The organism is Telluria sp. ZB4P34 (assembly GCF_059686055.1).
This window is the reverse complement of record NZ_JCASIF010000003.1, coordinates 12,257-35,810: the sequence shown is the minus strand read 5'-3', so window position 1 is coordinate 35,810 and position 23,554 is coordinate 12,257. Positions and strand designations below refer to the sequence as shown.

At 64.4% G+C, this 23,554-nt stretch carries 22 protein-coding genes; 15 read left to right on the top strand and 7 right to left on the bottom strand.

The window, feature by feature from the left end:
* Positions 1 to 67 precede the first annotated feature (67 nt).
* Together AC56KL_RS07130 and AC56KL_RS07125 are read left to right on the top strand one after the other, a co-directional pair.
* Complete coding sequence (locus AC56KL_RS07130) at positions 68 to 1,369, top strand: HlyD family secretion protein (RefSeq protein ID WP_497179468.1); 1,302 nt, start codon at positions 68 to 70, stop codon at positions 1,367 to 1,369.
* A gap of 52 nt (positions 1,370 to 1,421) precedes the next feature.
* Entirely contained in the window at positions 1,422 to 3,566 is a 2,145-nt protein-coding gene (locus AC56KL_RS07125; protein WP_497179467.1) for a peptidase domain-containing ABC transporter, read from the top strand.
* 93 nt (positions 3,567 to 3,659) lie between these two features.
* On the opposite strand, the gene AC56KL_RS07120 is transcribed toward AC56KL_RS07125, so the two are convergent.
* Entirely contained in the window at positions 3,660 to 4,400 is a 741-nt protein-coding gene (locus tag AC56KL_RS07120; protein WP_497179466.1) for a beta-ketoacyl-ACP reductase, read from the bottom strand.
* 91 nt (positions 4,401 to 4,491) lie between these two features.
* Positions 4,492 to 5,670, bottom strand: a complete 1,179-nt coding sequence (locus tag AC56KL_RS07115) for an acetyl-CoA C-acetyltransferase (RefSeq protein ID WP_497179465.1) — start codon at positions 5,668 to 5,670, stop codon at positions 4,492 to 4,494.
* A 281-nt stretch (positions 5,671 to 5,951) separates the two neighbouring features.
* Between AC56KL_RS07115 and minC the strand changes: the two genes are divergently transcribed.
* The 3 genes from minC to minE are packed head-to-tail and all read left to right on the top strand — an operon-like array spanning position 5,952 to position 7,872.
* Positions 5,952 to 6,752, top strand: a complete 801-nt coding sequence (gene minC / locus AC56KL_RS07110) for a septum site-determining protein MinC (protein WP_497179464.1) — start codon at positions 5,952 to 5,954, stop codon at positions 6,750 to 6,752.
* Between the two features lie 51 nt (positions 6,753 to 6,803).
* On the top strand, positions 6,804 to 7,619 hold the full coding sequence (gene minD / locus AC56KL_RS07105) for a septum site-determining protein MinD (protein WP_497179463.1): 816 nt from the start codon (positions 6,804 to 6,806) through the stop codon (positions 7,617 to 7,619).
* 1 nt (position 7,620) lies between these two features.
* Positions 7,621 to 7,872, top strand: a complete 252-nt coding sequence (gene minE, locus AC56KL_RS07100) for a cell division topological specificity factor MinE (RefSeq protein ID WP_497179462.1) — start codon at positions 7,621 to 7,623, stop codon at positions 7,870 to 7,872.
* A 68-nt stretch (positions 7,873 to 7,940) separates the two neighbouring features.
* Here the strand turns inward: minE and AC56KL_RS07095 are convergent, their stop codons facing one another.
* On the bottom strand, positions 7,941 to 8,489 hold the full coding sequence (locus tag AC56KL_RS07095; protein ID WP_497179461.1) for a hypothetical protein: 549 nt from the start codon (positions 8,487 to 8,489) through the stop codon (positions 7,941 to 7,943).
* Positions 8,490 to 8,678: 189 nt separating this feature from the next.
* Between AC56KL_RS07095 and AC56KL_RS07090 the strand changes: the two genes are divergently transcribed.
* The 9 genes from AC56KL_RS07090 to AC56KL_RS07050 all read left to right on the top strand — a co-directional run bounded on the left by AC56KL_RS07090 (position 8,679) and on the right by AC56KL_RS07050 (position 18,509).
* Positions 8,679 to 9,368, top strand: a complete 690-nt coding sequence (locus tag AC56KL_RS07090; protein ID WP_497179460.1) for a response regulator transcription factor — start codon at positions 8,679 to 8,681, stop codon at positions 9,366 to 9,368.
* Positions 9,369 to 9,465: 97 nt separating this feature from the next.
* Positions 9,466 to 10,746 (top strand): glutamyl-tRNA reductase, encoded by a 1,281-nt coding sequence (gene hemA, locus AC56KL_RS07085; RefSeq protein WP_497179459.1) that lies wholly within the window; start codon positions 9,466 to 9,468, stop codon positions 10,744 to 10,746.
* 81 nt (positions 10,747 to 10,827) lie between these two features.
* The gene (gene prfA, locus AC56KL_RS07080) at positions 10,828 to 11,904 is read left to right on the top strand and encodes a peptide chain release factor 1 (RefSeq protein WP_497179458.1); all 1,077 of its coding nucleotides are present in this window, start codon (positions 10,828 to 10,830) and stop codon (positions 11,902 to 11,904) included.
* Positions 11,905 to 12,098: 194 nt separating this feature from the next.
* On the top strand, positions 12,099 to 12,572 hold the full coding sequence (locus tag AC56KL_RS07075) for a disulfide bond formation protein B (RefSeq protein WP_497179800.1): 474 nt from the start codon (positions 12,099 to 12,101) through the stop codon (positions 12,570 to 12,572).
* On the top strand, positions 12,569 to 13,396 hold the full coding sequence (gene prmC, locus AC56KL_RS07070) for a peptide chain release factor N(5)-glutamine methyltransferase (protein WP_497179457.1): 828 nt from the start codon (positions 12,569 to 12,571) through the stop codon (positions 13,394 to 13,396). The genes AC56KL_RS07075 and prmC overlap by 4 nt, the downstream gene beginning before the upstream one ends.
* Positions 13,397 to 13,469: 73 nt before the next feature.
* Positions 13,470 to 15,263 (top strand): DUF885 domain-containing protein, encoded by a 1,794-nt coding sequence (locus tag AC56KL_RS07065; protein WP_497179456.1) that lies wholly within the window; start codon positions 13,470 to 13,472, stop codon positions 15,261 to 15,263.
* A 92-nt stretch (positions 15,264 to 15,355) separates the two neighbouring features.
* Complete coding sequence (gene gshA, locus AC56KL_RS07060) at positions 15,356 to 16,963, top strand: glutamate--cysteine ligase (RefSeq protein WP_497179799.1); 1,608 nt, start codon at positions 15,356 to 15,358, stop codon at positions 16,961 to 16,963.
* Between the two features lie 21 nt (positions 16,964 to 16,984).
* Positions 16,985 to 18,019 carry an arginase family protein gene (locus tag AC56KL_RS07055; protein WP_497179455.1) on the top strand — a complete coding sequence of 345 codons (1,035 nt, stop codon included), beginning with the start codon at positions 16,985 to 16,987 and terminating at the stop codon, positions 18,017 to 18,019.
* Between the two features lie 37 nt (positions 18,020 to 18,056).
* Positions 18,057 to 18,509, top strand: a complete 453-nt coding sequence (locus AC56KL_RS07050) for a GNAT family N-acetyltransferase (RefSeq protein ID WP_497179454.1) — start codon at positions 18,057 to 18,059, stop codon at positions 18,507 to 18,509.
* Between the two features lie 8 nt (positions 18,510 to 18,517).
* Here AC56KL_RS07050 and AC56KL_RS07045 read toward each other — a convergent pair whose 3' ends face one another.
* The 4 genes from AC56KL_RS07045 to AC56KL_RS07030 all read right to left on the bottom strand — a co-directional run bounded on the left by AC56KL_RS07045 (position 18,518) and on the right by AC56KL_RS07030 (position 22,439).
* Positions 18,518 to 19,504, bottom strand: coding sequence for a hypothetical protein (locus AC56KL_RS07045; protein ID WP_497179453.1), 987 nt, complete (start codon positions 19,502 to 19,504; stop codon positions 18,518 to 18,520).
* A gap of 118 nt (positions 19,505 to 19,622) precedes the next feature.
* Positions 19,623 to 19,841, bottom strand: coding sequence for a hypothetical protein (locus tag AC56KL_RS07040; protein ID WP_497179452.1), 219 nt, complete (start codon positions 19,839 to 19,841; stop codon positions 19,623 to 19,625).
* Between the two features lie 146 nt (positions 19,842 to 19,987).
* Positions 19,988 to 20,446 (bottom strand): FKBP-type peptidyl-prolyl cis-trans isomerase, encoded by a 459-nt coding sequence (locus AC56KL_RS07035; RefSeq protein ID WP_497179451.1) that lies wholly within the window; start codon positions 20,444 to 20,446, stop codon positions 19,988 to 19,990.
* 115 nt (positions 20,447 to 20,561) lie between these two features.
* Positions 20,562 to 22,439 carry a potassium transporter Kup gene (locus tag AC56KL_RS07030; RefSeq protein WP_497179450.1) on the bottom strand — a complete coding sequence of 626 codons (1,878 nt, stop codon included), beginning with the start codon at positions 22,437 to 22,439 and terminating at the stop codon, positions 20,562 to 20,564.
* A gap of 165 nt (positions 22,440 to 22,604) precedes the next feature.
* Here AC56KL_RS07030 and rarD point away from each other — a divergent pair, with 165 nt between their 5' ends.
* Positions 22,605 to 23,498 (top strand): EamA family transporter RarD, encoded by an 894-nt coding sequence (gene rarD / locus AC56KL_RS07025; protein ID WP_497179449.1) that lies wholly within the window; start codon positions 22,605 to 22,607, stop codon positions 23,496 to 23,498.
* Positions 23,499 to 23,554: the final 56 nt, after the last annotated feature.

Below are 23,554 nucleotides of genomic sequence, written 5' to 3'. Positions count from 1 at the left end.
CTAGAACTTTCGGGAGCTAGCTTTAGGATGAATTTCCTTTAATTAAGATATTAACTTGGAAGTGTATATGGGAATTACACAGCCAAAACATTCTTTGGGTCCTGCTCCAAAGTCATTGTTCCGCAAACAGGTTATCGATCATGTGACGATTTCTCAGTACGGCACCATTATCTTGACCCGTCCTGTTACCCATGTAATTCTCAGCTGCGTATTTGGCACATTGATACTCTTGCTTGTTGCATTTTTTGCTTTCTTTGAAACTACCCGAAAGACACCGATCCAAGGCATGCTCGTACCCATTTCTGGGGTAATTCGGGTTTATTCCAGTCAACCCGGCGTTATTAAAGAGGTGCGCATTCAGGAAGGCCAGTTCGTGCGCCAAGGAGAGATCTTGTTTATTGTGTCAAGCGAGCGCAGTACTTCCAGTCCGCGTTCCATTGAAGCTTTGATTTCCGAACTGCTAGCGCAGCGCCGCGATAGCTTCCATACGGAATTGCAACTGGCCAAGTCGCAGGCTGGGCAGCGTCGTGCGGCCCTACAGCGGCGGGCACAAGATTTGCGGAGCGAGCTTGAACGGTTCGATAACCAGGTCCTGATGCAAAAGCAACGTATATCCCTGTCTGAGCAGACTGTGACGCGCTTCGCGCAATTGAAATCCACTAATTACATCTCGCCTGCGCAAATGCAGGAGCGCGAAGCCGAACTACTTGATCAACATCAGCGTCTGCTTGAGATCGAACGTGTTCGTTCCATGACCCAGCGCGACTTACTCAGTACGGAAGCAGAGGTACAAGACATCGCGATGCAGGTGCTGCGCGACGAAAATGCATTACGCCGCAATGCTTCGATGCTCGAACAGGACCTCACTGAAAACGAAGCACGGCGGGAAATCCCGGTACGAGCGCGTCAGAGTGGTACGGTTACAGCGATTGCTTTCAATCTCGGCCAGACTATTGGCACCAACAATTCCCTGGCATCGATCCTGCCTGAAGGAAACAAGCTGGAAGCGGAAATGTATATACCATCTCGGGCGATAGGCTTCATCAAGCCGGGCATGACGGCTCTGGTACGTTACCAAGCTTTTCCATACCAAAAATTCGGTCAGCATCACGCCCGCGTTCGCGAGGTTGCTACCACTTCGGTACGTCCCGAGGAATTGCCCACATCGGCTGCAGCGATGCCTGGGGCTTCTCAGTCAGAGCCGGTTTACCGTGTCCGTCTCCAGCTCGATCATCAGGCAGTCCGGGCGTATGGCACCGCGATGCCACTGCGCTCCGGTATGCTGGTGGACGCCAGCGTCATGCTCGAACGTCGAAAGCTCTACGAATGGGTACTAGAACCGCTTTTCAGTATTTCAGGGCGTTTGTAAACGGGTACTACCGATTCACGCCATTCTGCTGGCGATCCTAATCGCATCAAACATGCAATTTTCTGTTCTTTCCCAGCTAGCTTTTTGGAACAGTCGCCGACTGCCCGTTTTGCTTCAGACCGAAGGCGCTGAATGTGGCTTGGCATGTCTGGCAATGATCGCCAGCTATTGGGGCCATCGAACTGATGTCCCGAGCATGCGTCGCCGTTTTTCGGTGTCGCTGAAGGGTGTAAACCTGAAGGGCATGATGGCAATGGCAAACGGCCTTTCCCTGCAGACCCGCCCTCTTAAACTGGATCTGCAGCACTTGCCTGAATTGAAGCTGCCCTGCGTCCTACACTGGGACCTGAACCACTTTGTCGTACTCAAGTCAGCCTCGGCAAAGCATGTTGTCGTGCATGATCCGGCCGTCGGCGAACGGCGCATGCCAATCGATGAGTTCGCCAAGCACTTTACTGGTATCGCGCTCGAGCTGACACCGAGTGCGAAGTTCGAGGCCAAGGAAGAACGTCAGCAGTTTTCCTTATTCTCATTAATGGGACATGTAGTGGGTCTGCGTCGCAGCCTGCTCCAAGTGCTGGCGCTCGGTCTGTCTCTTCAGGTCTGTGCCCTGATCGCGCCCTTCTACATGCAGTGGATTGTGGACGAAGCGCTGCTGGCATCGGATCGCGACCTTATCACGGTGCTTGGCTGCGGCTTCCTCCTGTTAGTACTGCTCCAGACCGCAATAAGCGCGGTACGCTCTTGGGTTACTACCGTGCTAGCCACAAACCTTAACCTGCAATGGCTGGGCAATGCGTTCGCCCATCTAATGAAGCTACCATTTCCCTACTTTGAGAAGCGTCATACTGGTGACATCGTGTCACGTTTTGGCTCGATCCAGCAGATTCAAACCAGCCTGACGACACAGTTTGTCGAAGGAATCATTGACGGTGTAATGGTGCTGGGCACCCTGATTATGATGGTGTTGTATAGCACCAAGCTAACCGCAGTGGCCTGCGTTGCTGTACTGCTGTACGCACTGCTGCGCTTGGCGATGTTTCGCCCACTGCATGATGCGAACTCCGAGGAGATCATCCATGCCGCGAAACAGCAGAGCCACTTCATGGAAACTGTCCGCGGCATGCAAAGCATTCGCTTGTTCGGGCGCAGCGAAGAGCGCCGTTCAGCCTGGATGAATTCGCTCACCGACGAGTTCAACGCTCAGTTGCGTATCGCCAGGCTGGCCGTCTCGTACCAGACAGCTAATACCCTTCTGTTCAATGGGGAGCGCGTGATCGTGATTTGGCTTGCAGCTTTCGCCGTGCTCAACAATGAATTTTCGGTCGGGATGGTATTCGCCTTTATCAGCTACAAGGATCAGTTTAGCCAGCGCATGGCTAGCTTAATTGACAAGCTGTTTGAACTTCGGATGATGCGCTTACATGGCGAGCGCGTGGCCGACATTGTGCTGGCTGAAGCAGAACGGGATGAAGACGTGGCCGAAGTCGAGGTAAACCAGATCATGCCTTCGATCGAGATCAAGAACCTGAGTTTTCGTTATTCCGACAGTGAGCCTGAAGTTATCCATGAACTGAACCTCACCATCCCAGCCGGTCAATGCGTGGCGATTACCGGGCCTTCAGGGTGTGGGAAGACGACGCTGATGAAGCTGCTGTTGGGCCTGCTCACGCCGACCGGGGGTGAAATCCGCATCGGCGGAGTACCCTTGGGTACGCTCGGCCTGTCGAACTACCGCCATCTGCTGGGCACGGTGATGCAGGACGATACATTGTTTGCCGGATCGATCTCGGACAACATCAGTTTCTTTGACCAGGTGGTCGACATACAACGGGTCCACGCATGCGCCGAACTCGCTGCAATCGCGCCTGAAATCGCTGCCATGCCAATGGCCTTCAACACTCTGGTCGGCGATATCGGCACCGGCCTGTCGGGCGGACAGCAACAGCGTATCCTGTTGGCCCGCGCGTTGTACAAGAATCCAAAAATCCTAGTGTTGGACGAAGCGACCAGCCACTTAGACGTGTGGAATGAACAGGCCGTTAACGCAGCCATCCAGAAAATTCCGCTCACCCGGATTATCGTCGCGCACCGTCCCGAAACGATTCAGATGGCAGGCCGCATCATTCTCCTGCACAATGGCCAAGTTGCCCAGGATTTCACCAAGCCGAGTCCCGAAGACAAAGAAGCAGCTTGACGACTGCAACCTACGAAAAAACCGGCCTGGGCGATCGCTCGTCCAGGCCGGCTTTATCGACTCAAGCGCCTTATCTGCGCGCCTTGCCAACAATCACTGCATGTGCTGTCCACCATTGATGGCGATGTTGGCGCCCGTCACGAACGCCGCTTCTTCCGACGACAGGTAAGCCACCAGGCCGGCCACTTCTTCCGGCTTGCCCAGGCGACCCATCGGTATCTGCGGGATGATCTTCGATTCCAGCACTTCGCTCGGGATGTCCATGACCATCTTGGTGCCGATGTAGCCCGGCGAGATGGTGTTGACGGTCACGCCCTTGCGCGCCACTTCATAGGCCAGGGCCTTGGTGAAGCCGTGCATGCCGGCCTTGGCGGCCGAATAGTTGGTCTGGCCGAAGGCGCCCTTCTGGCCGTTCACCGACGAGATATTGATGATCCGGCCCCAGCCGCGCTCGACCATGCCGTCGCAGACCGGCTTGGTCATGTTGAACACGGAATCGAGGTTGGTCTTCATCACCGCATCCCAGTTCGGCTTGTCCATCTTCTTGAAGGTCATGTCGCGCGTGATGCCGGCATTGTTCACCAGCACGTCGATCGGACCGACTTCTTCCTGCACCTGGCGTACGCAGGCCTGGGCCGAATCGTAGTCGGACACGTCGCAGGGATAGGCCTTGAAGTCGAAGCCCTGCTCTTTCATCTGGCTCAGCCAGGATTCCGCCTTCGTGTTGCCCGGCGAATACGTAGTGACGACCTTGTAACCCAAGGCGGCCAGCTTGATGCACACCGCTTCGCCCAGACCGCCCATGCCACCCGTCACCAATGCTACTCGTGCCATTGTCTTCTCCAGTTTTATTTTGTCAGTCACTACTCACCAATACGCCCGCGCAGCCGCGCTGCCCGGGCGGTAAGTCCTTGCTCAACGCTTGTCAGTCGCGCTCGACCGCCAGCGCCACGCCCATGCCGCCGCCGATGCACAGGCTGGCCAGCCCGCGCTTGGCGTCGCGGCGCACCATTTCGTGCAGCAGGGTGACCAGCACACGGCAGCCGGAGGCGCCGATGGGGTGGCCCAGCGCGATCGCGCCGCCGTTCACGTTGATCTTCGCGGTATCCCAGCCCATTTCCTTGTTGACCGCGATGGCCTGGGCGGCGAATGCCTCGTTGATTTCCATCAGGTCGATGTCTTCATGGCGCCATCCGGCCTTCTTCAGGCACAGCTGGGTGGCCGAGACCGGGCCCATGCCCATGATCGACGGGTCCAGGCCAGCCGACGCGTAGGCCTTGATGCGCGCCAGCGGGGTCAGGCCGAGTTCCTTCGCTTTGGAAGCGCTCATCATGATCACGGCCGCGGCGCCGTCGTTGATGCCCGAGGCATTGCCTGCGGTGACGCTGCCCTCCTTGTTGAATGCCGGACGCAGGCCGGACAGCGCCTCGAGGGTCGAGCCGTGCTTCGGGTATTCGTCGGTGTCGAAGATGGTCGGGCCCTTCTTCGACGGAATCTCGACCGGGATGATCTCGTCCTTGAACTTGCCCGCCTTTTGCGCAGCCTCGGCCTTCAGTTGCGATTGCAGCGCGAATTCGTCCTGCTCGGCGCGCGAGACATCGTACTTGCGCGCGACGTTCTCGGCCGTCACGCCCATGTGGTACTGGTTATAGACGTCCCACAGGCCGTCGACGATCATGGTGTCGACCAGCTTGGCGTCGCCCATGCGGAAGCCGTCGCGCGAGCCGTTCAGCACGTGCGGCGAGGCGCTCATGTTTTCCTGGCCGCCGGCGATGACGATCTCGGCGTCGCCGCAGCGGATGGCCTGTGCCGCCAGGTGGGTGGCCTTCAGGCCGCTGCCGCAGACCATGTTGATGGTCTGGGCCGGCACCATGTCGGGCAGCCCGCCCTTGATGACGGCCTGGCGCGCCGGGTTCTGGCCGGCGCCGGCAGTGAGGACCTGGCCCATGATGACCTCGCTGACCGAGGCCGGATCGATGCCGGTCCTGGCCAGCAGTTGGCGGATCACGTGCGCGCCGAGCTCGGCGGCAGGGATCTTGGCCAGTGTGCCGCCGAACTTGCCGACTGGCGTGCGGCCAGCGGCCACGATGACGACGTCTTCCATAGTGCTCTCCCTAGTCCCGGCTCCCCGGGGAATTGTTGAGACGGCATGATTACAAGACCATGCATGTTACGGTGCGTGCAGTGCTGATGTTTAAGCAAAATCAATCTTATCAGCTTATTCACCGAATACAACCGCTCCATCGCACCCGTGCAATGGGCTTGCGGCGTCTATTTTGAACAGCCACGGCAACACTCATTTCTACTAGGAATCATGCGTACGTAAAGCCCTTTCGGTCAAATTTCACAGTAGAATGCACGAGCGCAACGCCAACCAATCCGTTTATGCTGAAAACCCCAAGCTCTCTGCCCATCGAAATCAAGATCTCCACGGTTGTCGCCATTTCGACGATCCTGCATTCGGCCGACCCGGCCACGATCGACGCGGCGCTGCACCAGATGACCGGCGGCGTATCGGACTTCTTCGAGGACGAGTTCGCGGTGATCGACGTCGCCGCCATCGCCCATGAAGCGGCAGCGATCGACTGGCCGGCCCTGGTGGCGCTGCTGAAGAAATACCGGCTCAATGCCGTGGCCGTGCGCGGCGCCGGCCCGGAGCTGGCGGACGCGATCCGCGCCCACGGCCTGTCGCTGGACGACGGTTCGAGCGGCGTGCGCGCCCCCGCGGCGGACGAGGCGCCGGCCGCGCCGGCACCTGCGCCCGAACCGCGCCCCGTGCCGACGCCCGTGCCGACTGCGGCGCCAGTGGCGCCCGCTGCACCTGGACCTGCACCGGTGTCGGCCATGATCATCGACACCCCGGTGCGCGCCGGCCAGCGCATCTATGCGCGCGGCACTGACCTGATCATTACTGCGGTCGTCAACAATGGCGCGGAAATCATCGCCGATGGCAGCATCCATGTGTATGCGCCGCTGAACGGCCGGGCCCTGGCAGGCGCCTCGGGCAATCCGGAGGCGCGCATCTTCGCCCTGTCGATGCAGCCGGAACTGGTGTCGATCGCGGGCGTGTACCGCACCTTCGACGACGGTTTCCCGAATGACCTGACGCGGCAGCCGGCGCAAATCAAGCTGGTCGGCGACCGGCTTGCCATTTCCTCGCTGGCGCCGGCGCCGTCGCGCCCGTAAGCCATCCGTTTTAGACCGCAGATACCTGCTAGAACTGTAAAGGACCTTTTTGTGGCACGAATTATTGTTGTGACGTCCGGCAAGGGCGGTGTGGGAAAAACCACTTCAAGCGCGAGCTTTTCGAGCGGCCTGGCCCTGCGCGGCCACAAGACCGCGGTTATCGACTTCGACGTCGGCCTGCGCAACCTCGACCTGATCATGGGCTGCGAACGCCGCGTGGTCTACGACCTGATCAATGTGATCAATGGCGAGGCGACCCTGAACCAGGCGCTGATCAAGGACAAGCACACCGAGAACCTGTTCATCCTGCCGGCGTCGCAGACGCGCGACAAGGATGCGCTGAGCGAAGACGGCGTCGAGCGCGTGCTGAACGACCTGGTGCAAATGGGCTTCGAGTTCATCATCTGCGATTCGCCGGCCGGCATCGAGCACGGCGCGCTGATGGCCCTGACCTTTGCCGACGAGGCGATCATCGTCACCAACCCGGAAGTGTCCTCGGTGCGCGACTCGGACCGCATCCTCGGCATCATCCAGGCCAAGTCGCGCCGCGCCCAGAGCGGTTCGGAGCCGGTCAAGGAACACCTGCTCATCACCCGCTACTCGCCGAAGCGCGTGGAAGCCGACGAAATGCTGTCCTACCAGGACGTCCAGGAAATCCTGCGCATTCCGCTGATCGGCATCATTCCGGAATCGGAATCGGTGCTGCACGCCTCGAACCAGGGCAACCCGGCGATCCATTTCAAAGGCACCGACGTGGCCGAGGCCTACGAAGACGTGATCGCCCGCTTCCTCGGCGAAGACCGTCCGCTGCGTTTCACCACCTACGAAAAGCCGGGCCTGTTCCAGCGCATTTTTGGAGCCAAGTGATATGCCACTTCTGAACTTCCTCTTTCCCAAAAAAGAGAAGAGCGCGACAGCGGCCAAGGAACGCCTGCAGATTATCATCGCCCGCGAGCGTACCAACCGCACCGGTCCGGACTTCCTGCCGGCCCTGCACCGCGAGCTGATCGAGGTGATTTCGAAGTACACCAAGGTCAGCGCCGACGACATCAAGATCTCGCTCGACCGCCAGGGCAACCTGGAAGTGCTCGATGTGAACGTGGTGTTGCCGGATACCTGATCCGGCGATACCGTTAAACAAATGCCCGCAAAAGCGGGCATTTGTTTAACGTCCTTGCAACAAGCCGGCTATACCGGCGCCGGCGCCGCCCCGGTATCGATCAGTTTGATCTTCTGCAGCTCGCGCGCCACCTTGGCGCAGGCTTCCACGTGCTGGTAGCCCATCTTGCGGAACAAGGCGAAGCCGATCGCCGCCGAGGCGATCTGGCCGGCCACCGGCACCACCTTGCTGACCGTCCTGGCCGCGATCCGGATCCCGGCGCGCTGGAACAGCGCCAGCACCAGTCGTTTCGTCACCAGCTTCCCGACCAGCATGCCGCCCACCGAGGCCGTGGCCTGGTAGGCAAGCACCCGCAGGCGCGGATTGAGGCGCTCGATCTGCCCCTGGCTCAGGCCGAATTCCTGGTTGACTTGCTCTACCAGCATGGTAAAGGTGGTCAAGTCCGATAGCACGTCCACTCCCGGCAGGGGCACTGCCGCCACGCCTGCCGACACCAGGGCCCGCTTGCGCACCATCCCGCGGCAGCGTTCGCGCGCCAGCTCGATTCCGGCGCCGCTCACCGGTTCCACCGGCGGATCGGGCGAAACCTCGTCCTTTTTTTTGCGTCGAAACAACATGTTGCCTCCTCATGGCTCTGTCAGCACAAGTGTAACGCTCTCTGGCTTATCGCCTTAACACAACAGATTCAATTTCCGGAACGAAAAATTACTTACTTTGCTGTAGCGCTATTTTGTGAAAGTCTGCTATATTCGGTTTAACCCTTGTAGGACCCTTCCTACAAAGGCAACCCTACAAGTAGACGTCCTATGAAGATCGCCGTTCTTGAGCAAGACCGCAGCCAGGCAGAACTCATTTGCCAGGTGCTCACCACTGCCGGCCACAGCTGCCAGGCCTACGACAGTGCCAAGGAATGCCTTGCGCAGTTGCGCAAGGAGAACGCGGACATGCTGCTCATGGACTGGCATGTGCCCGACATGGAAGGCGGCGAAGTCCTACGTCGCGCCAAGGAAAAAATGGCGTCGACGGCCCCGATCCTGTTTCTGGTCGGCAACAATGCCGAGGACGACATCATTGCCGGTGTCACCGCCGGCGCCGACGACTACCTGGTGAAACCGCTGCGCCGCGGCGAGCTGGTGGCGCGCGTGTCGGCCCTGCTGCGCCGCGCCTACCCGTCGCAGAACAGCGCCGAGCAGCTGCAGTTCGGGCCCTTCACCTTCGAAACCCGCCCGGGGCGCCTGCTCAAGGACGGCTCGATCATCGACGTCACCCAGAAGGAATTCTCGCTGGCGCTGCTGTTCTTCCGTAACATCGGCCGCCCGCTGTCGCGCGCCTACATCCACGAATCGGTCTGGGTACGCGACACCGACGTGCCTTCCCGCACGATGGACACCCATGTCTCGCGCGTGCGCAACAAGCTCAGCCTGCGCCCGGAGAACGGCTTCCGCCTGGTGCCGGTCTATAGCTACGGGTACCGCCTCGAAAAGCTGGGCGCTTGACATCGCGCTAGCACGGGCGGCCGGCCCCGGCTGCCCGCTGAAACCCTTCTCGCGTCAGGGTATAATGCGTGCATACCCGTCGACCCTTCGTCCCACCATGCAGCTGCTTGCCGTTGGCCTGAACCACACGACCGCACCGGTCTCGCTGCGCGAGCAGCTGGCGCTCGCGCCCGACCAGCTCGGCCAGGCGGTGCAGGCGGCGCGCAGCTGGTTCGCGCGCCAGGGTTCTCATGAAGCTGGTGGCAACGAGGCCGCCATCCTGTCGACCTGCAACCGCACCGAGATGTACGCGGCCAGCGACATCGCCAACCCGCTCGACGCCTCGGCCCAGTTCCTGGCCCACTACCACGCGCTCAACTTCGCCGAGCTGCGCCCCCATCTGTACATGCTGCCGCAAGACAGCGCGGTGCGCCACGCCTTCCGGGTCGCCTCCGGGCTCGATTCGATGGTGCTGGGCGAGCCGCAGATCCTGGGCCAGATGAAGGACGCGGTGCGCACCGCCGAGGAAGCCGGCGGCCTGGGCACCTACCTGCACCAGCTGTTCCAGCGCAGCTTCGCCGTGGCCAAGGAAGTGCGCAGCACCACCGAGATCGGCGCCCACAGCGTGTCGATGGCAGCCGCCGCAGTGCGTTTATCGCAGCGCATCTTCGACCGCATCGCCGATCAGCACGTGCTGTTCATCGGCGCCGGCGAAATGATCGAACTGTGCGCGGCCCACTTCGCGGCGCACAACCCGAAATCGGTCACCATCGCCAACCGCACATTGGCCCGCGGCGAGGCGCTGGCGAGCCGCTACAACGGCAGCGCCATCCGCCTGGCCGATCTGCCCGATCGCCTGCACGGGTTTGACATCGTCATTTCCTGCACCGCCTCGACGCTGCCGCTGATCGGCCTCGGCCTGGTCGAGCGCGCGGTCAAGGCGCGCCGCCACCGTCCGATCTTCATGGTCGACCTGGCGGTGCCGCGCGATATCGAACCCGAGGTCGCGCGCCTGGACGACGTGTTCCTGTATACCGTGGACGACCTTGCCCAGGTGGTCCAGACCGGCATGGAAAGCCGCCAGGCCGCGGTGGCCCAGGCCGAAGCCATCATCGAGACGCGCGTGCAGTCCTTCATGCACTGGATCGGCGACCGCGCCGTGGTGCCGGTGATCCGCGACCTGCACGAGTCGAGCGAGGCATTGCGCATGGCCGAACTCGAACGCGCCCGCAGGCTGCTGGCGCGCGGCGAGGATCCCGAAGCCGTGCTGGAAGCGCTGTCCAAAGGCCTGACCGCCAAGTTCCTGCACGGCCCGCAGCAGGCGCTGCACCACGCCAAGGGCGACGAGCGCGCGCGCCTGGCAGCCCTGCTGCCGCAGCTGTTCCGCGGCCGCCGTTAGCGGCCTTCCCACCTTTTGCCGTGCGCTTCGCCTGAAGCGCTTTCCGGCCGCATTGCGGCTTCCAAGCAACCCTCGCACCCTATGAAACCATCCATGCTGGCCAAGCTGGACCAACTGGCCAACCGACTCGTCGAACTGGACGAACTCCTGATGTCCGAAGGCGCCACCGCCAACATGGACAGCTACCGCAAGATGACCCGCGAGCACGCCGAGCTGTCGCCGCTGGTCGCCCTGTACCGCCAGTACGGCGCCGCCCAGGACGACATCGCGGCTGCGCAGGACATGGCGCAGGACCCGGAAATGAAGGAGTTCGCCCAGGAAGAAATCGAAGAAGCAAAGGGCCGCCTGGCCGCGCTCGACCTCGAGCTCCAGAAAATGCTGCTGCCGAAGGACGTCAACGACGAGCGCAACATCTTCCTCGAGATCCGCGCCGGCACCGGCGGCGACGAGTCGGCCCTGTTCGCGGGCGACCTGCTGCGCATGTACACCCGCTTCGCCGAGCGCAACCGCTGGCAGGTGGAAGTGGTGTCGGAATCGCCCTCCGACCTCGGCGGCTACCGCGAAGTCATCGTGCGCATCATCGGCAACGGCGTGTATTCGAAGCTGAAGTTCGAGTCGGGCGGCCACCGCGTGCAGCGCGTTCCCGCCACCGAGACCCAGGGCCGCATCCACACCTCGGCCTGCACCGTGGCCGTGATGCCGGAAGCCGACGAGGTCGAGGACGTGAACATCAATCCGGCCGACCTGCGCATCGACACCTACCGCGCCTCGGGCGCCGGCGGGCAGCACATCAACAAGACCGATTCGGCGGTGCGCATCACTCACCTGCCGACCGGCATCGTGGTGGAATGCCAGGACGACCGCAGCCAGCACAAGAACAAGGCCCAGGCGCTGAAGGTGCTGGCGGCGCGCATCAAGGACGTGCAGCTGCGCGAGCAGCAATCGAAGGAAGCGGCCACCCGCAAGAGCCTGATCGGCTCGGGCGACCGCAGCGAACGGATCCGCACCTACAACTTCCCGCAGGGCCGCCTGACCGACCACCGCATCAACCTGACCCTGTACAAGCTGGACTTCATCATGGACGGCGACCTGGCCGAACTGACCAATGGGCTGGCGGCCGAGCACCAGGCGGAGCTGCTGGCGGCGCTGGGCGACTGATTTGTAGGGTGGTCGGCTTCGCCGACCGCGCGTTCGACTCCGGCGTGAATCGACGCGACGCCATTGTTGACGAGGTGCTTGAACGCGCGGTCGGCAGAGCCGACCACCCTACCTATTAAGCAACGATTAAGTAGCTGACCGGGCTTCATGCGAGAATTGCCCGTCCCGAACAACCCTGATAGAACACACCGATGCTGCCCTCCAACCGCCAGATCCTGTTCGCCATCTCGTCGATCTGCTTCGCCCTGATCGCCGTCGCCCTCTACCTGCAGCACAAGCTCGAGATGCAGCCCTGCCCGCTGTGCGTGATCCAGCGCTACCTGTTCCTGGCGGTCGGCATCGCGACCCTGGTGGCGGCCATCAGCGGCAAGGTGCGCGAAGGCGCGATCCTGGCCCTGCTGGCGGCCCTGGGCGGCCTGTATGCGGTCGGCAAGCACCTGTACGTGCTCGCCAATCCCGGCTTTTCCTGCGGCATCGACCCGATGGAGACCTTCCTCAACAAGATCCCGACCGCCGAATACCTGCCCTGGCTGTTCCGCGCCGACGGCCTGTGCGAAGGCGCGACCGATTCGCTGATGGGCCTCGCGATCCCGCAATGGTCGGCGGTCTGGTTCGTGGTGCTGACCGTGCTGCTGGCCTTCGTCCTGCTGCGCAAGCAACGCGCATGACGCCCAGGGTGCAGGCCGGCGCCACCATCGGGCAGCTCCAGGCAAGGCTGCCGCTCGATCCGCTGGAGAACCGCATCCTGCTGTGCCATGTCCTCGGCCTGGCGCGGGTCGGCCTGATCACCCAGTCCGAACGCGCCCTCAGCGCCGACGAAGCAGCCCGCCTCGACGCGCTGGTGCAGCGCCGCCTCGACGGCGAACCGATCGCGTATATCGTCGGCGAACGCGAGTTCTTCGGCTTGCCGTTCCGGGTCGGCCCGGGCGTCCTGATTCCGCGCCCCGATACCGAACTGATTGTCGAGCTGGCACTGGCGCGCCTGCCGCCGGGAGGGCGCCTGCTCGACATGGGCACCGGCAGCGGCGCCATCGCCGTGGCCTGCGCCCACAGCCGCAGGGACGCCGGCGTGACGGCGCTCGACCTGAGCGAGGACGCCCTCGCCATCGCGCGCGCCAACGCCGCGGCCAATGGCGTGGCGGTGCGTTTTCTCCGCAGCGACTGGTTCGCGGCCGTGGGAGAAGAGCGCTTTCACCTGGTCGCATCGAACCCGCCCTACATCGCCGCTGGCGACGAACACCTGTCGCAGGGCGACCTGCGCTTCGAGCCGATCGGCGCCCTGACCGACCATGCCGACGGCCTGTCGGCCCTGAGCAGCATCGTCGCCGGCGCCCCGGTCCACCTGGAGCCGGGCGGCTGGCTGCTGCTCGAGCATGGCTACGACCAGGCCGATGCCGTACGCGCCCTGCTGGCGGCCCAGCGCTTCCTCGAGGTGCAGAGCTGGCGCGACCTGGCCGGCATCGAGCGTGTCAGCGGCGGCCGCCTGTCCTGACGGGCGCACGCCCGCAGGGCGTCTTGCTAAAATGACCATCTCACGAATCACCAGCCCGCTTCGCGGGCCCGGCATGCGCACGCTATTCGCCTCGTTCTTGCTGCTCGTCCCCGTCGTTTGCGGCGCCGCCGCCACGGCGCAGGAGAGTGCGCGCCGGCTGTTTGAACGCGAATGGCAGTGGCAGTTGCGCCAGCAGCCCGAATACGCCACCAGCCTCGGCGAGCACCGCTACGACGCCTACCTGAGCGACACCACGCTGGCAGCGCGCGCCGCCGCCGCCGAGCACGCGCGCCAGGTCCTCGTCGAGGCGCGCCAGCTCGACCGCGCCGAGCTCGCGGCCGGCGACCTGCTTTCCTGGGAACTGTTTGTCGCCCTGCGCGAACGCGTGCTCGCAGCGCACGCGTTCGCCCCCTTCGATCCGCAGCCGATCAGCAGCGCCGACGGCCTGCACCTGCGCCTGCCGCGGCTGGTCGCCGCGATGCCGTTTACCAGCGAAGCCGACTACCGCAACTACCTGGCGCGCCTGGCCGCACTGCCCGCGCACGTGGACGGCCTGGTCGAGCAGATGCGCGCCGGCATGGCTGCGGGCTGGACCATGCCGAAAGCGGTGGTGGCGCCGGTCCCGGCGGCCCTGCACGCGCTGCACGAGGAGATTGCCGCCGGGCCGCTGTACGCGCCGTTCCAGCGCATCCCCGCCACGATCGAGCCGGAGGCGCGCGAAACGCTGCTGGTGGACGGCATCACGGCGCTGGCCCAGGCCGCCGACGCCCTGCACCGGCTGGACGAGTTCATGCGCCTCGAGTACCTGCCGGCGGCGCGCGACACCATCGGCGCATCCAGCCTGCCGCGCGGCGCGGACTGGTATGCCTTCCGGGTGCGCGAGGCCACCACCACGCGCCTGACGCCTGCCCAGGTGCATGCGATCGGCTTGAGGGAAGTCGCCCGCCTGCGCGCCGCCATGGCTGCGCTGGCGCCGCGTACCGGCTTTCGCGGGGATCTGGAAGGTTTCCTGGTGTTCGCGCGCAGCGACCGGCGCCTGTTCTTCCCCGACCAGGAAGCCCTGTTGGGGCGCTACCGCAAGGCCGTGGCGCGCGCGCGGGCCAGGCTGCCGAAGGTGGTAGCGACGGTCCCGGAAGCGGACATCATGGTCAAGCCCCTGGCCGGGGATGGCGCCGGCCAGCCGCTCGCCTATTACGAGGCAGGCAGCGACACGCGCAGCGCAGCGCTGGTGGTGAACGTGGGCCAGCCGGGTACGCGGCCCATCTGGCAGGTCGACAGCGTGGCCCTGCACGAAGCCCTACCGGGCCATCACCTGCAGGTGGCGCGCGCCCAGGGGCTCGAGCTGCCGTCCTTCCGCCGCCACGGCTGGTACCCGGCCTTCGGCGAGGGCTGGGCGACCTATGCCGAGAGCCTCGGGCCGGAACTGGGCTTCTTCGGCGACCCGTTCTCGCGCTTCGGCCGCCTGAACGAAGAAATGCTGCGCGCCGCGCGGCTGGTGGTCGACACCGGCATCCATGCGCTGGGCTGGTCGCGGCGCCAGGCGATCGATTACCTGAACGTCCATACCGCCAATCCGCCGGCAGACAACGAGCTGGAGGTCGACCGCATGATCGCCCAGCCGGCGCAGGCGCTCGGCTACAAGATCGGCCAGCTGCGCATTGCCGCGCTGCGCGAACGGGCCGGCGCCGTCCTGGGCCGGCGCTTCGACCTGCGGCGCTTCCATGACGCGGTGCTCGGGAGCGGCGCGCTGCCGCTGGACCTGCTGGAACGCCAGGTCGAACGCTGGATCGCGGCCGCACAGGAAGCGGGGAAAGCGCCCGGCCGGGCGGCGCCCGCTCCAGCCGCCGCTGCCCCCTCGAGGGAATGAGGCAGCCGCCAACACGCCGCGCGTTTTTCGGTTACTCTCTGCTCCAATCCGCATTGGCAGTATAGAAAGGAAACAGCGTGTCCAATCCATCCGTGTCGAACCAACTGCAGCGCCGCCTGGCCCTGCTCGACGACGACGAGCACCGCGCCCTGCTCGCCCAGGGCCTGCGTGGCATCGAACGCGAAACCTTGCGCGTGGACCGGCACGGCCACCTGGCCCGCACGCCGCATCCGGTCCAGCTCGGTTCGGCACTGACCCATTCGCAGATCACCACCGACTATGCGGAAGCGCTGCTGGAATTCATCACGCCCGCGGAACACGACATCGCCACGGTGCTCAACCACCTCGACGCCATCCACCGCTACGCCCATGCGCGACTGAGTAGCCCCGATCGGGACGAGATGCTGTGGAGCGTGTCGATGCCGGGCGAACTGCCGCCTGAGGAAGACATCGAGATCGCCTGGTACGGCAAGTCGAATATCGGCATGCTCAAGCATGTCTACCGGCGCGGCCTGGCGCTGCGCTACGGGAAGGCGATGCAGTGCATCTCGGGCATCCACTACAACTACTCGCTGCCGGAAAAGCTGTGGCAGCTGGTGGCGGCCAACGAAGGCATCGTGGAAGAACGCCGCCATGCGCTGCGCGACTTCCAGTCCGAGAGCTACATCGCATTGATCCGCAACTTCCGCCGCTACAGCTGGCTGCTGATGTACCTGTTCGGCGCCACCCCGGCCTTGAGCACCAGCTTCCTGCGCGGCCGCCCGCACCAGCTCGAGACGCTGTCGAGCGACACGCTCTACCTGCCCTACGCGACCAGCCTGCGCATGAGCGACCTCGGTTACCAGAACGACGCCCAGGCCGGCCTGCGCCCGCACGAGAACAGCCTGGAGAGCTATGTCACGACCCTGATGGCCGCGGTAAACACGCCCTACGAGCCGTATGCGGCGCTCGGCACCAAACGCGACGGCGAATGGATCCAGCTGTCGACCAACGTGCTGCAGATCGAGAACGAGTACTACTCGACGATCCGTCCGAAGCGCGTGATCCGCACCGGCGAGCGCCCGGTACAGGCCCTGTGCAACCGCGGCGTGCAGTACATCGAGGTGCGCTGCCTCGACGTCGACCCGTTCGAACCGGTCGGCATCAGCCTGGAGACCGGCCGCTTCCTCGACGCCTTCCTGCTGTTCTGCGCATTCGAGGAAAGCCCCTTGATCAGCGCCCATGAGAGCCAGGTCCACGCGCGCAACTTCGCCCGCACCGTGAAGGAAGGCCGCGACCCGGCCTTGACGCTGACCCGCGACAGCGTCGAGGTGCCGCTCAGGGACTGGGCGCTGGAACTGGTCGAGCGCATCCGTCCGCTGGCGCAGCTGCTCGACGACGGCCACAACGACGGCAAGGTGCACGAGTCCTCGCTCAACCTGCAGAAGGCAAAGCTCATCAACCCGGCACTGACCCCGTCGGCGCGGGTGCTGGAAGAGATCCGCAGTCTCGGTTCGGCCACCGCCTTCGGCCTGCGCCAGAGCGCGCTGCATGCGGCGAGCTTCCGCGACAGCCCCCTGATGCCGGCCGAGGAAGCGCTGTTCGACGAGATGGCCGACAAGTCGCTGGCCGAGCAGGCCGTCATCGAAGCCCAGGACAGCGTCGGCTTCGACGACTTCGTGGCCGCCTACAACAGCAGCACCCTGTGCGGTAACCACTAGGCGTCCGGCGCCGGCCTGCGCATGCTCGCGTTCTATAACGAACACCACGGCCTGCAGCCGGACGATGCCGGCGCGGCGCCCTGGGACGGGCAGCCCGGCGCGCTCGCGCTGACGCTGGCCGAGTTCGAGCGGCGCGGCCTGGGCCGCATCGTCACCCCGCACGGCGTGTCGCTGGTATCGCTCGAGCGGGTGCACACGCCGCGCTACCTGCACTTCCTGCGCACGGCCTGGAGCGACTGGACCGCGCTCCAGGCCGCCAATGGAGCCGCGCCGGCGCAATGCCCTCCCCTGCTGCCCACCCTGTGGCCCCCGCGCGGCATGCACGGCGAGCCGGAACCGGACGATGTCCTCGCGCGCCTCGGCCTGTTCGCCGCCGACGGCTGCTCGCCCATCGTGGGCGGCACCTGGAGCGCCGCCAGGACCGGCGCCGATTGCGCCATCAATGCCGCGCACGCGCTGCGCATGGGCGAACGCGGCAGCCTTGCGCTGACCCATCCGGCCGGCCACCATGCGCGCGCAGACGGTTTCGGCGGCGGCTGCTTCCTGAACAATGCCGCGCTGGCCGCCCAGCACCTGCTGGACGACGGGCTGGCGCGCGTGGCCATCCTCGACATCGCGCGCCACCACGGCGACGGCACCCAGCAGATCTTCTACGGGCGCAGCGAGGTGGCGGTCGTGTCGATCCACCTCGACCCCTGCCATGCCTATCCCTACTATGCCGGGCACGCCGGCGAACAGGGCGCCGGCGCGGGACTCGGCGCCACCATGAACCTGCCGCTGGCGCAGGATTGCGGCAGCGCCGCCTGGTTCGCGGCGCTGGAGACGGCATGCCTCAAGCTGGCCATGTGCCGCCCCGAGGCGCTGGTAGTGTCGCTGGGCGGCGGCCTCGGCTCAGCGTTCGGCCTGCAGGACGGCGAATTCCTGCGCATCGGCGAACGCATCGCCCACCTCGGCCTGCCGAGCGCCTTCATCTTCGAAGGCAGCCACGGCGACAGCACGGCGGACGGGGGCACGGCTACAATCAACATCCTCGAAGCTTACGAAACCGCCGCGTGAGCACAAGCGCGCGGCCCATCACCTTTCCGGCTATCCCATGATCGACTGGCAGTTCACCCATTTCAACGACCTCAGTCCCGCCGACCTGTACGAAGTGCTGGCGCGGCGCCAGGACGTGTTCATCCTCGAGCAGACCTGCCTCTATCCCGACATCGACGGCCTCGACCCGCAGGCCCACCACCTGCTCGGCTGGCGCACGGTCGACGGGGAGCGCCGGCTGGCCGCCTACCTGCGCGTGCTGGGTCCGGGCGTGAAATACGCCGAGATGTCGCTCGGCCGCGTCGTCACGACCAAGGCCGCGCGCGGCAGCGGCGCCGGCCGCGCCCTGCTGGCGGAGGGCATTGCACGCGCCGAGGCGCTCTACCCGGGCCACCGCATCCGCATCGGCGCCCAGCAGTACCTGGAACAGTTCTACCAGGGCTTCGGCTTCGAGACCGTCTCCGCGCCCTACGACGAAGACGGCATCATGCACATCGACATGCTGCGCTGATATTCTGGCTAGGGTTCCAGCAGCACCGCACGGCAGTCGCCGACCTCGGTGCACGCATAGGCGGCGATCTGCCGGGCGTCGTTGATGCCGACCGCGTCGAGCACGGTCCAGATGCCGCGCTTGACGACCAGGTCGTTCAGGTCGTGCATCACCCCGTCGCGGTAGAGGAAGGCATGCGAGAAGCTGTCGCCGGGAGCGTCGCCGGCGCGGGTCGAATAGCCCACCACCATCCCCGCGTTGTTCAGGGCGCGCGCCTCGGTGGAGGCGCCGCCCAGGGAACCGATGTCGACCATCGCGCCGCCGCGGTACAGGAAGGCGTGCTGGACGTCGTCGTTCACGAAGCTCATGCCGGCCACGTCCCCGCGCTCGTTGATGGCCGCGGCCGCGCTCGAGGGTCCGCCCAGGGTGCCGAGGTCTTTCATCACGCCGTTCGCGTACAGGAAGGCGCGCTGGGCCGTGAAGCCGCGCAGGAAGGACACGCCGACCACGGCGCCGCCCTTGTTGATCCCGGTCGCGCGCGCCACCCCGCTGCCGAGGCTGCCGATCGCGGTCATCTTGCCGCGTGAATACACGAAGGCGCGGTCGTTGCCGTTTCGGTCCAGCGCGTACCCGGCCACCTGGCCGCTCGCATTGATGGCCGTGCCGAAGGTCGGCCGGCCGTTCAGCATGCCGAGGTCGCGCAGCGTGCTGCCGTTGTATACGAAGGCATGGGGAACCCCGTTCTTCGCGTCGGATGCGCCGGTAACCTGCGCGCCCGGGCCGATGGCCGTGGCCACGCTCGCACTGCCGCCGAGCGTGCCCAGGCTCGTCATGGCCGTGCGCGACCACAGGAAGCCGCGTCCATCGGTTCCGACACCCACGATGCGCCCGGTGGCGTCGATGGCGTGTGGTGTGGTGTTGGGGGGCAGGAAGCTCATCTTGTAGAGCGGCTGGCCATGCGCGAGCGACGCGGCAAGCGAAGAGGACAGCAGGAGGGCGAGCAGGGATGGACGCATGACTAACCTTGATGCTTGAGTGAAGGGGACTTGCAGCATCTCCGTTAGCCGAAGCATCAGGTTTGAGATATATCAATGTCCAAAATCTACGCTCTCAAAATCTACCCTCTATTTGTCGTCAGCTCCGGCGCGGCTGGGCCGCCAGCCGGCCTGCGATGCACACGGCCAATGTCGCAAGCAATAGCCAGCCGTCCGGCTCGGCGTGTTGCGCCTGTTGCGCCTGTAGCGGCTGCAGCGCCAGGCAGCGCGCAGGATGCGCCAGCGGCGCCGGCGCGATTTCAGCTGCTGCCGCGGATGCGCAGGCGAGGAGCAGGATCGGGAAGGAGGGGAAACGCATGGTCGCAGAGGGGCTTGTCGGGACCAGCAGCATGCGGCGTCAGGCGGCCCCGGCCTGTGCGCCAGCTCAGGCGTGCGCGCAAAAAAAAACCGGGCGATGCCCGGTTTGCGGCCAAGCCGGGGAGCTCGCCCCGGCCCGGAAGCTTTTTATTGGCACTGTTGTACCGTGCCCACGCAGGTCAGCGAGATCTCGAACACCAGGCCGTTATTCCGCGGAATACCGGTCGAGCCGTTCGCGCCGTAGGCCAGGCTGGCCGGCACTTCGATGGTGCGCTTGCCGCCGACCTTCATGCCGGTCACGCCCTGCTGGAAGCCGGGGATGATGCCCGGCTCGCCCAGGGTGAAGGCGAAGGAATTCGATTCCAGCTGGGCGCCCTTGTGGTTGGCTGCCGCTGCGCTGTACAGCCACAGGGTATAGGTCACCTTGACGGTCTTGCCGGCGACGGCCTCGGCGCCGGTGCCGAGCACGTTGTCGGTCTTGACCAGCGCGGCCGGGTTGTTGACGTTGACGGCTTCACCGCCGCCGGAATCCCCGCCGCCGCCGCCGCAGGCGGTCAGGCTGAGGATGGCAACGAATGCGGCGATGAGGGGGAACTTCAGCTTCATGGACGGTCCTTGTTTGGTGCGGAAAGTTTATGCAACGAAACCTCGCACCTTACCTGAGCCGCCTTCCAGCGTCTGTCCCCCGACTGTCCAGCATTTGTATTTTTTTGTAATCCAATCAAATCTCGACCTGGGTGCCCAGTTCGATGACGCGGTTCGGCGGGATCTGGTAGTAGTCCGCCGCGGCACGCGCATTGCGCGACAACATCGCGAACAGGTGCTCGCGCCACGGCGCCATGCCGCGTCCCGGGGTCGAGACGACGGTCTGGCGCGCGATGAAGAACGAGGTCTCCATCATCTCGAAAGGCAAGCCGAGGGCGCCGCACTGGCGCAGGATGCCGGGGATGTCCGGCTCGTCCTTGAAGCCGTACTGCACGTTCAGCTGGAAGCAGTTGTGGCCGAGTTCCACGATCTCGACCTGCTCATCCACGGGCACCCAGGGTTCCTCGCGCATGTGCACCGTGAGGAACACCACGCGCTCGTGCAGCACCTTGTTGTGCGACAGGTTGTGCAGCAGCGCATGTGGCACGCCGTCGCTTTCGCCGCGCAGGAACAGCGCCGTACCCGGCACGCGCGCCGGCGGCGCCACGAACAGCGAGTCCATGAAGGCTTCCAGCGGGATCGCATGCTTTTCCAGGTTCTCGAATACCAGCTCGCGGCCGCGCTTCCAGGTCAGCATCAGGGTGAGCAAGACGGTGCCGAGCAGCAGCGGGAACCAGCCGCCGTGCAGCAGCTTGAGCGAGGTCGACGAGAACAGCAGGATGTCGATCACCAGGAAGAAGCCGGTGGCGCCCAGGCACAGCGCGAGCGGGAGGCGCCAGCGGTAGCGGGTGACGAAGAAGGTCAGGATGGTGGTGGCCATCATGGTGGCGGTGACGGCGATGCCGTAGGCGCCGGCCAGCTCGTCCGAGGAACCGAAGCCGATCACGGCGATCAGCACAATGGCGAGCTGCGCCCAGTTCACCGCCGGAATGTAGATCTGGCCGATCTCGCTCTCCGAGGTGTGCAGGATGCGCATGCGCGGCAGCAGGCCGAGCGCGATGGCCTGCTTGGTCATCGAATACGTGCCCGAAATCGTCGCCTGCGAGGCGATCACGGCCGCCATGGTGGACAGGATCACCAGCGGGATCACGCTCCAGGTGCCGAGCTGGTGGAAGAAGGGATTCTCCACTGCGCTGGGGTCGGTGATCAACAGGCCGCCCTGGCCGAGGTAGTTCAGCACCAGCGCCGGGAAGGCGACCGTGAACCAGGCCAGGCGGATCGGCTTGCCGCCGAAGTGGCCCATGTCGGCGTACAGGGCCTCGGCCCCGGTAATTGCCAGCACCACCGCGCCCAACGCGACGAAGGCCAGCAGCTTGTTCTCCATCATGAAGCTCAGCGCATACCAGGGATTGAGCGCATTCAGGATCACCGGCGCCTGGATGATGTTGATGATGCCCATCACGGCCAGGGCGATGAACCAGACCAGCATGACCGGCCCGAAGAAGCGGCCGATGCCGGCGGTGCCGTGGCGTTGCACGCTGTACAGCAGCACCAGCACCACCACCGCCAGCGGCACCACGTAGTCCGACATGCCGGGCGCCGCCACTTCCAGGCCTTCGATCGCGCCCAGCACCGAGATCGCCGGCGTGATCACGCTGTCGCCGTAGAACATGGTGGCGCCGACCACGCCGATTGCCAGCAACGGGAAGTGCCAGCGTGAATGCTTGCTGACGGAGCTCGTGGCCAGCGCCATCAGGGCCATGATGCCGCCCTCGCCACGGTTGTGCGCGCGCAGCACGAGCGTGACGTACTTGAGCGAGACGATGATCGTCAGGCTCCAGAAGATCAGGGAAATGATGCCGAGGATGTTGGGGGTGGTGAGGGGGAGGCCGTGCTCGTCGTCGAAGATCGCGCGCAGGGTGTAGAGCGGGCTGGTGCCGATATCGCCGTAGACGATGCCGATGGCGGCCAGCGTCAGCGCTGCAACGCTGCTCTTCTTGTTTTCGGTACTCAAGTTTGCACCATTGTTTTGTTCTTGGTGCAGCGCACCATAAAATATCGAACAGAAAATTGCAAGAAGATTTCCTGTGACATGGACCATCCGCCGATAAATGGGCCTGGCCTGCAAAGAAAATGCGCATCAGAGATAATGTCACCCCAGCAATCGCCTCTTCCCTCCATGCGTTCCGGTATCGTCTCAGCTGCCCTTGCCTTCCTGTGCTGGGGCCTGTTCCCCATCTATTTCCTGGCGCTTGGCGATGTGGCCCCGATGCAGATCCTGTTGCACCGGGTACTGTGGTCCCTCGCTTTCCTCCTCCTCGTGCTGGCCTTCCGGCGACAATGGAAATGGCTGGCCATCGTGCGCCAGCCACACGTGTTCTGGAGCTTTGTTGCGTCTGCTTTCCTGCTCTCGGCTAATTGGCTGGTGTATATCTGGGCGGTCAAAAACGGTCACGTGATCGAGGCCAGCCTCGGCTACTTCATCAATCCACTGGTGAACATCATGTTCGGCTACCTGCTGCTGAAAGAGCGCATGCGCCCGGCCCAGTGGGGTGCGATCGCGATCGCCGCGCTGGGTGTCGCCTGGCTCACCTGGCAATCGGGCACGGTGCCCTGGGTTGCCCTGTTCCTGGCGGCCTCCTTCGGCGGCTACGGCCTGCTGCGCAAGACCGCCGCGCTCGGCGCGCTGGAAGGACTGTCGTTCGAGACCATGGTGCTGTTCCCGTTCGCAGCGGTCTGGATGGCCTGGCTGACGCTGAACGGCGAGAACGCTTTCCTGAACGCGAGCTCGGACACGACGCGCCTGCTCCTGATCGCCGCCGGGCCGACGACCGCGATTCCGCTGCTGCTGTTCGCCAACGGCGCGCGCAAGATTCCGCTGTCGATCCTGGGCCTGCTGCAGTATCTATCGCCGAGCCTCCAGTTCCTGCTCGGCGTGTGGCTGTTCAAGGAAGCTTTCAGCAGCGACCGCCTGGTCGGCTTCCTGATGATCTGGAGCGCACTGGCGCTGTACGCCGGCGAAGGCCTGTGGCGCAGCCGGAGCGGAGCCACCCCGGCTATCGATAAAACCTGAATCCGCCCGCGCCCGGACGACGAAAAGTCCTGTGTCGGGCGCGGGTTCTGTCGTAT

What these genes read in the sequence shown, in the direction of transcription:
- AC56KL_RS07130 (WP_497179468.1), top strand. Translation starts at nt 68, where the DNA reads ATGGGAATTACACAGCCAAAACATTCTTTGGGTCCTGCTCCAAAGTCA.
- AC56KL_RS07125 (WP_497179467.1), top strand. Translation starts at nt 1,422, where the DNA reads ATGCAATTTTCTGTTCTTTCCCAGCTAGCTTTTTGGAACAGTCGCCGA.
- AC56KL_RS07120 (WP_497179466.1), bottom strand. Translation starts at nt 4,400, where the DNA reads ATGGCACGAGTAGCATTGGTGACGGGTGGCATGGGCGGTCTGGGCGAA.
- AC56KL_RS07115 (WP_497179465.1), bottom strand. Translation starts at nt 5,670, where the DNA reads ATGGAAGACGTCGTCATCGTGGCCGCTGGCCGCACGCCAGTCGGCAAG.
- minC (WP_497179464.1), top strand. Translation starts at nt 5,952, where the DNA reads ATGCTGAAAACCCCAAGCTCTCTGCCCATCGAAATCAAGATCTCCACG.
- minE (WP_497179462.1), top strand. Translation starts at nt 7,621, where the DNA reads ATGCCACTTCTGAACTTCCTCTTTCCCAAAAAAGAGAAGAGCGCGACA.
- AC56KL_RS07095 (WP_497179461.1), bottom strand. Translation starts at nt 8,489, where the DNA reads ATGTTGTTTCGACGCAAAAAAAAGGACGAGGTTTCGCCCGATCCGCCG.
- AC56KL_RS07090 (WP_497179460.1), top strand. Translation starts at nt 8,679, where the DNA reads ATGAAGATCGCCGTTCTTGAGCAAGACCGCAGCCAGGCAGAACTCATT.
- hemA (WP_497179459.1), top strand. Translation starts at nt 9,466, where the DNA reads ATGCAGCTGCTTGCCGTTGGCCTGAACCACACGACCGCACCGGTCTCG.
- prfA (WP_497179458.1), top strand. Translation starts at nt 10,828, where the DNA reads ATGAAACCATCCATGCTGGCCAAGCTGGACCAACTGGCCAACCGACTC.
- prmC (WP_497179457.1), top strand. Translation starts at nt 12,569, where the DNA reads ATGACGCCCAGGGTGCAGGCCGGCGCCACCATCGGGCAGCTCCAGGCA.
- AC56KL_RS07065 (WP_497179456.1), top strand. Translation starts at nt 13,470, where the DNA reads ATGCGCACGCTATTCGCCTCGTTCTTGCTGCTCGTCCCCGTCGTTTGC.
- AC56KL_RS07055 (WP_497179455.1), top strand. Translation starts at nt 16,985, where the DNA reads ATGCTCGCGTTCTATAACGAACACCACGGCCTGCAGCCGGACGATGCC.
- AC56KL_RS07050 (WP_497179454.1), top strand. Translation starts at nt 18,057, where the DNA reads ATGATCGACTGGCAGTTCACCCATTTCAACGACCTCAGTCCCGCCGAC.
- AC56KL_RS07045 (WP_497179453.1), bottom strand. Translation starts at nt 19,504, where the DNA reads ATGCGTCCATCCCTGCTCGCCCTCCTGCTGTCCTCTTCGCTTGCCGCG.
- AC56KL_RS07040 (WP_497179452.1), bottom strand. Translation starts at nt 19,841, where the DNA reads ATGCGTTTCCCCTCCTTCCCGATCCTGCTCCTCGCCTGCGCATCCGCG.
- AC56KL_RS07035 (WP_497179451.1), bottom strand. Translation starts at nt 20,446, where the DNA reads ATGAAGCTGAAGTTCCCCCTCATCGCCGCATTCGTTGCCATCCTCAGC.
- rarD (WP_497179449.1), top strand. Translation starts at nt 22,605, where the DNA reads ATGCGTTCCGGTATCGTCTCAGCTGCCCTTGCCTTCCTGTGCTGGGGC.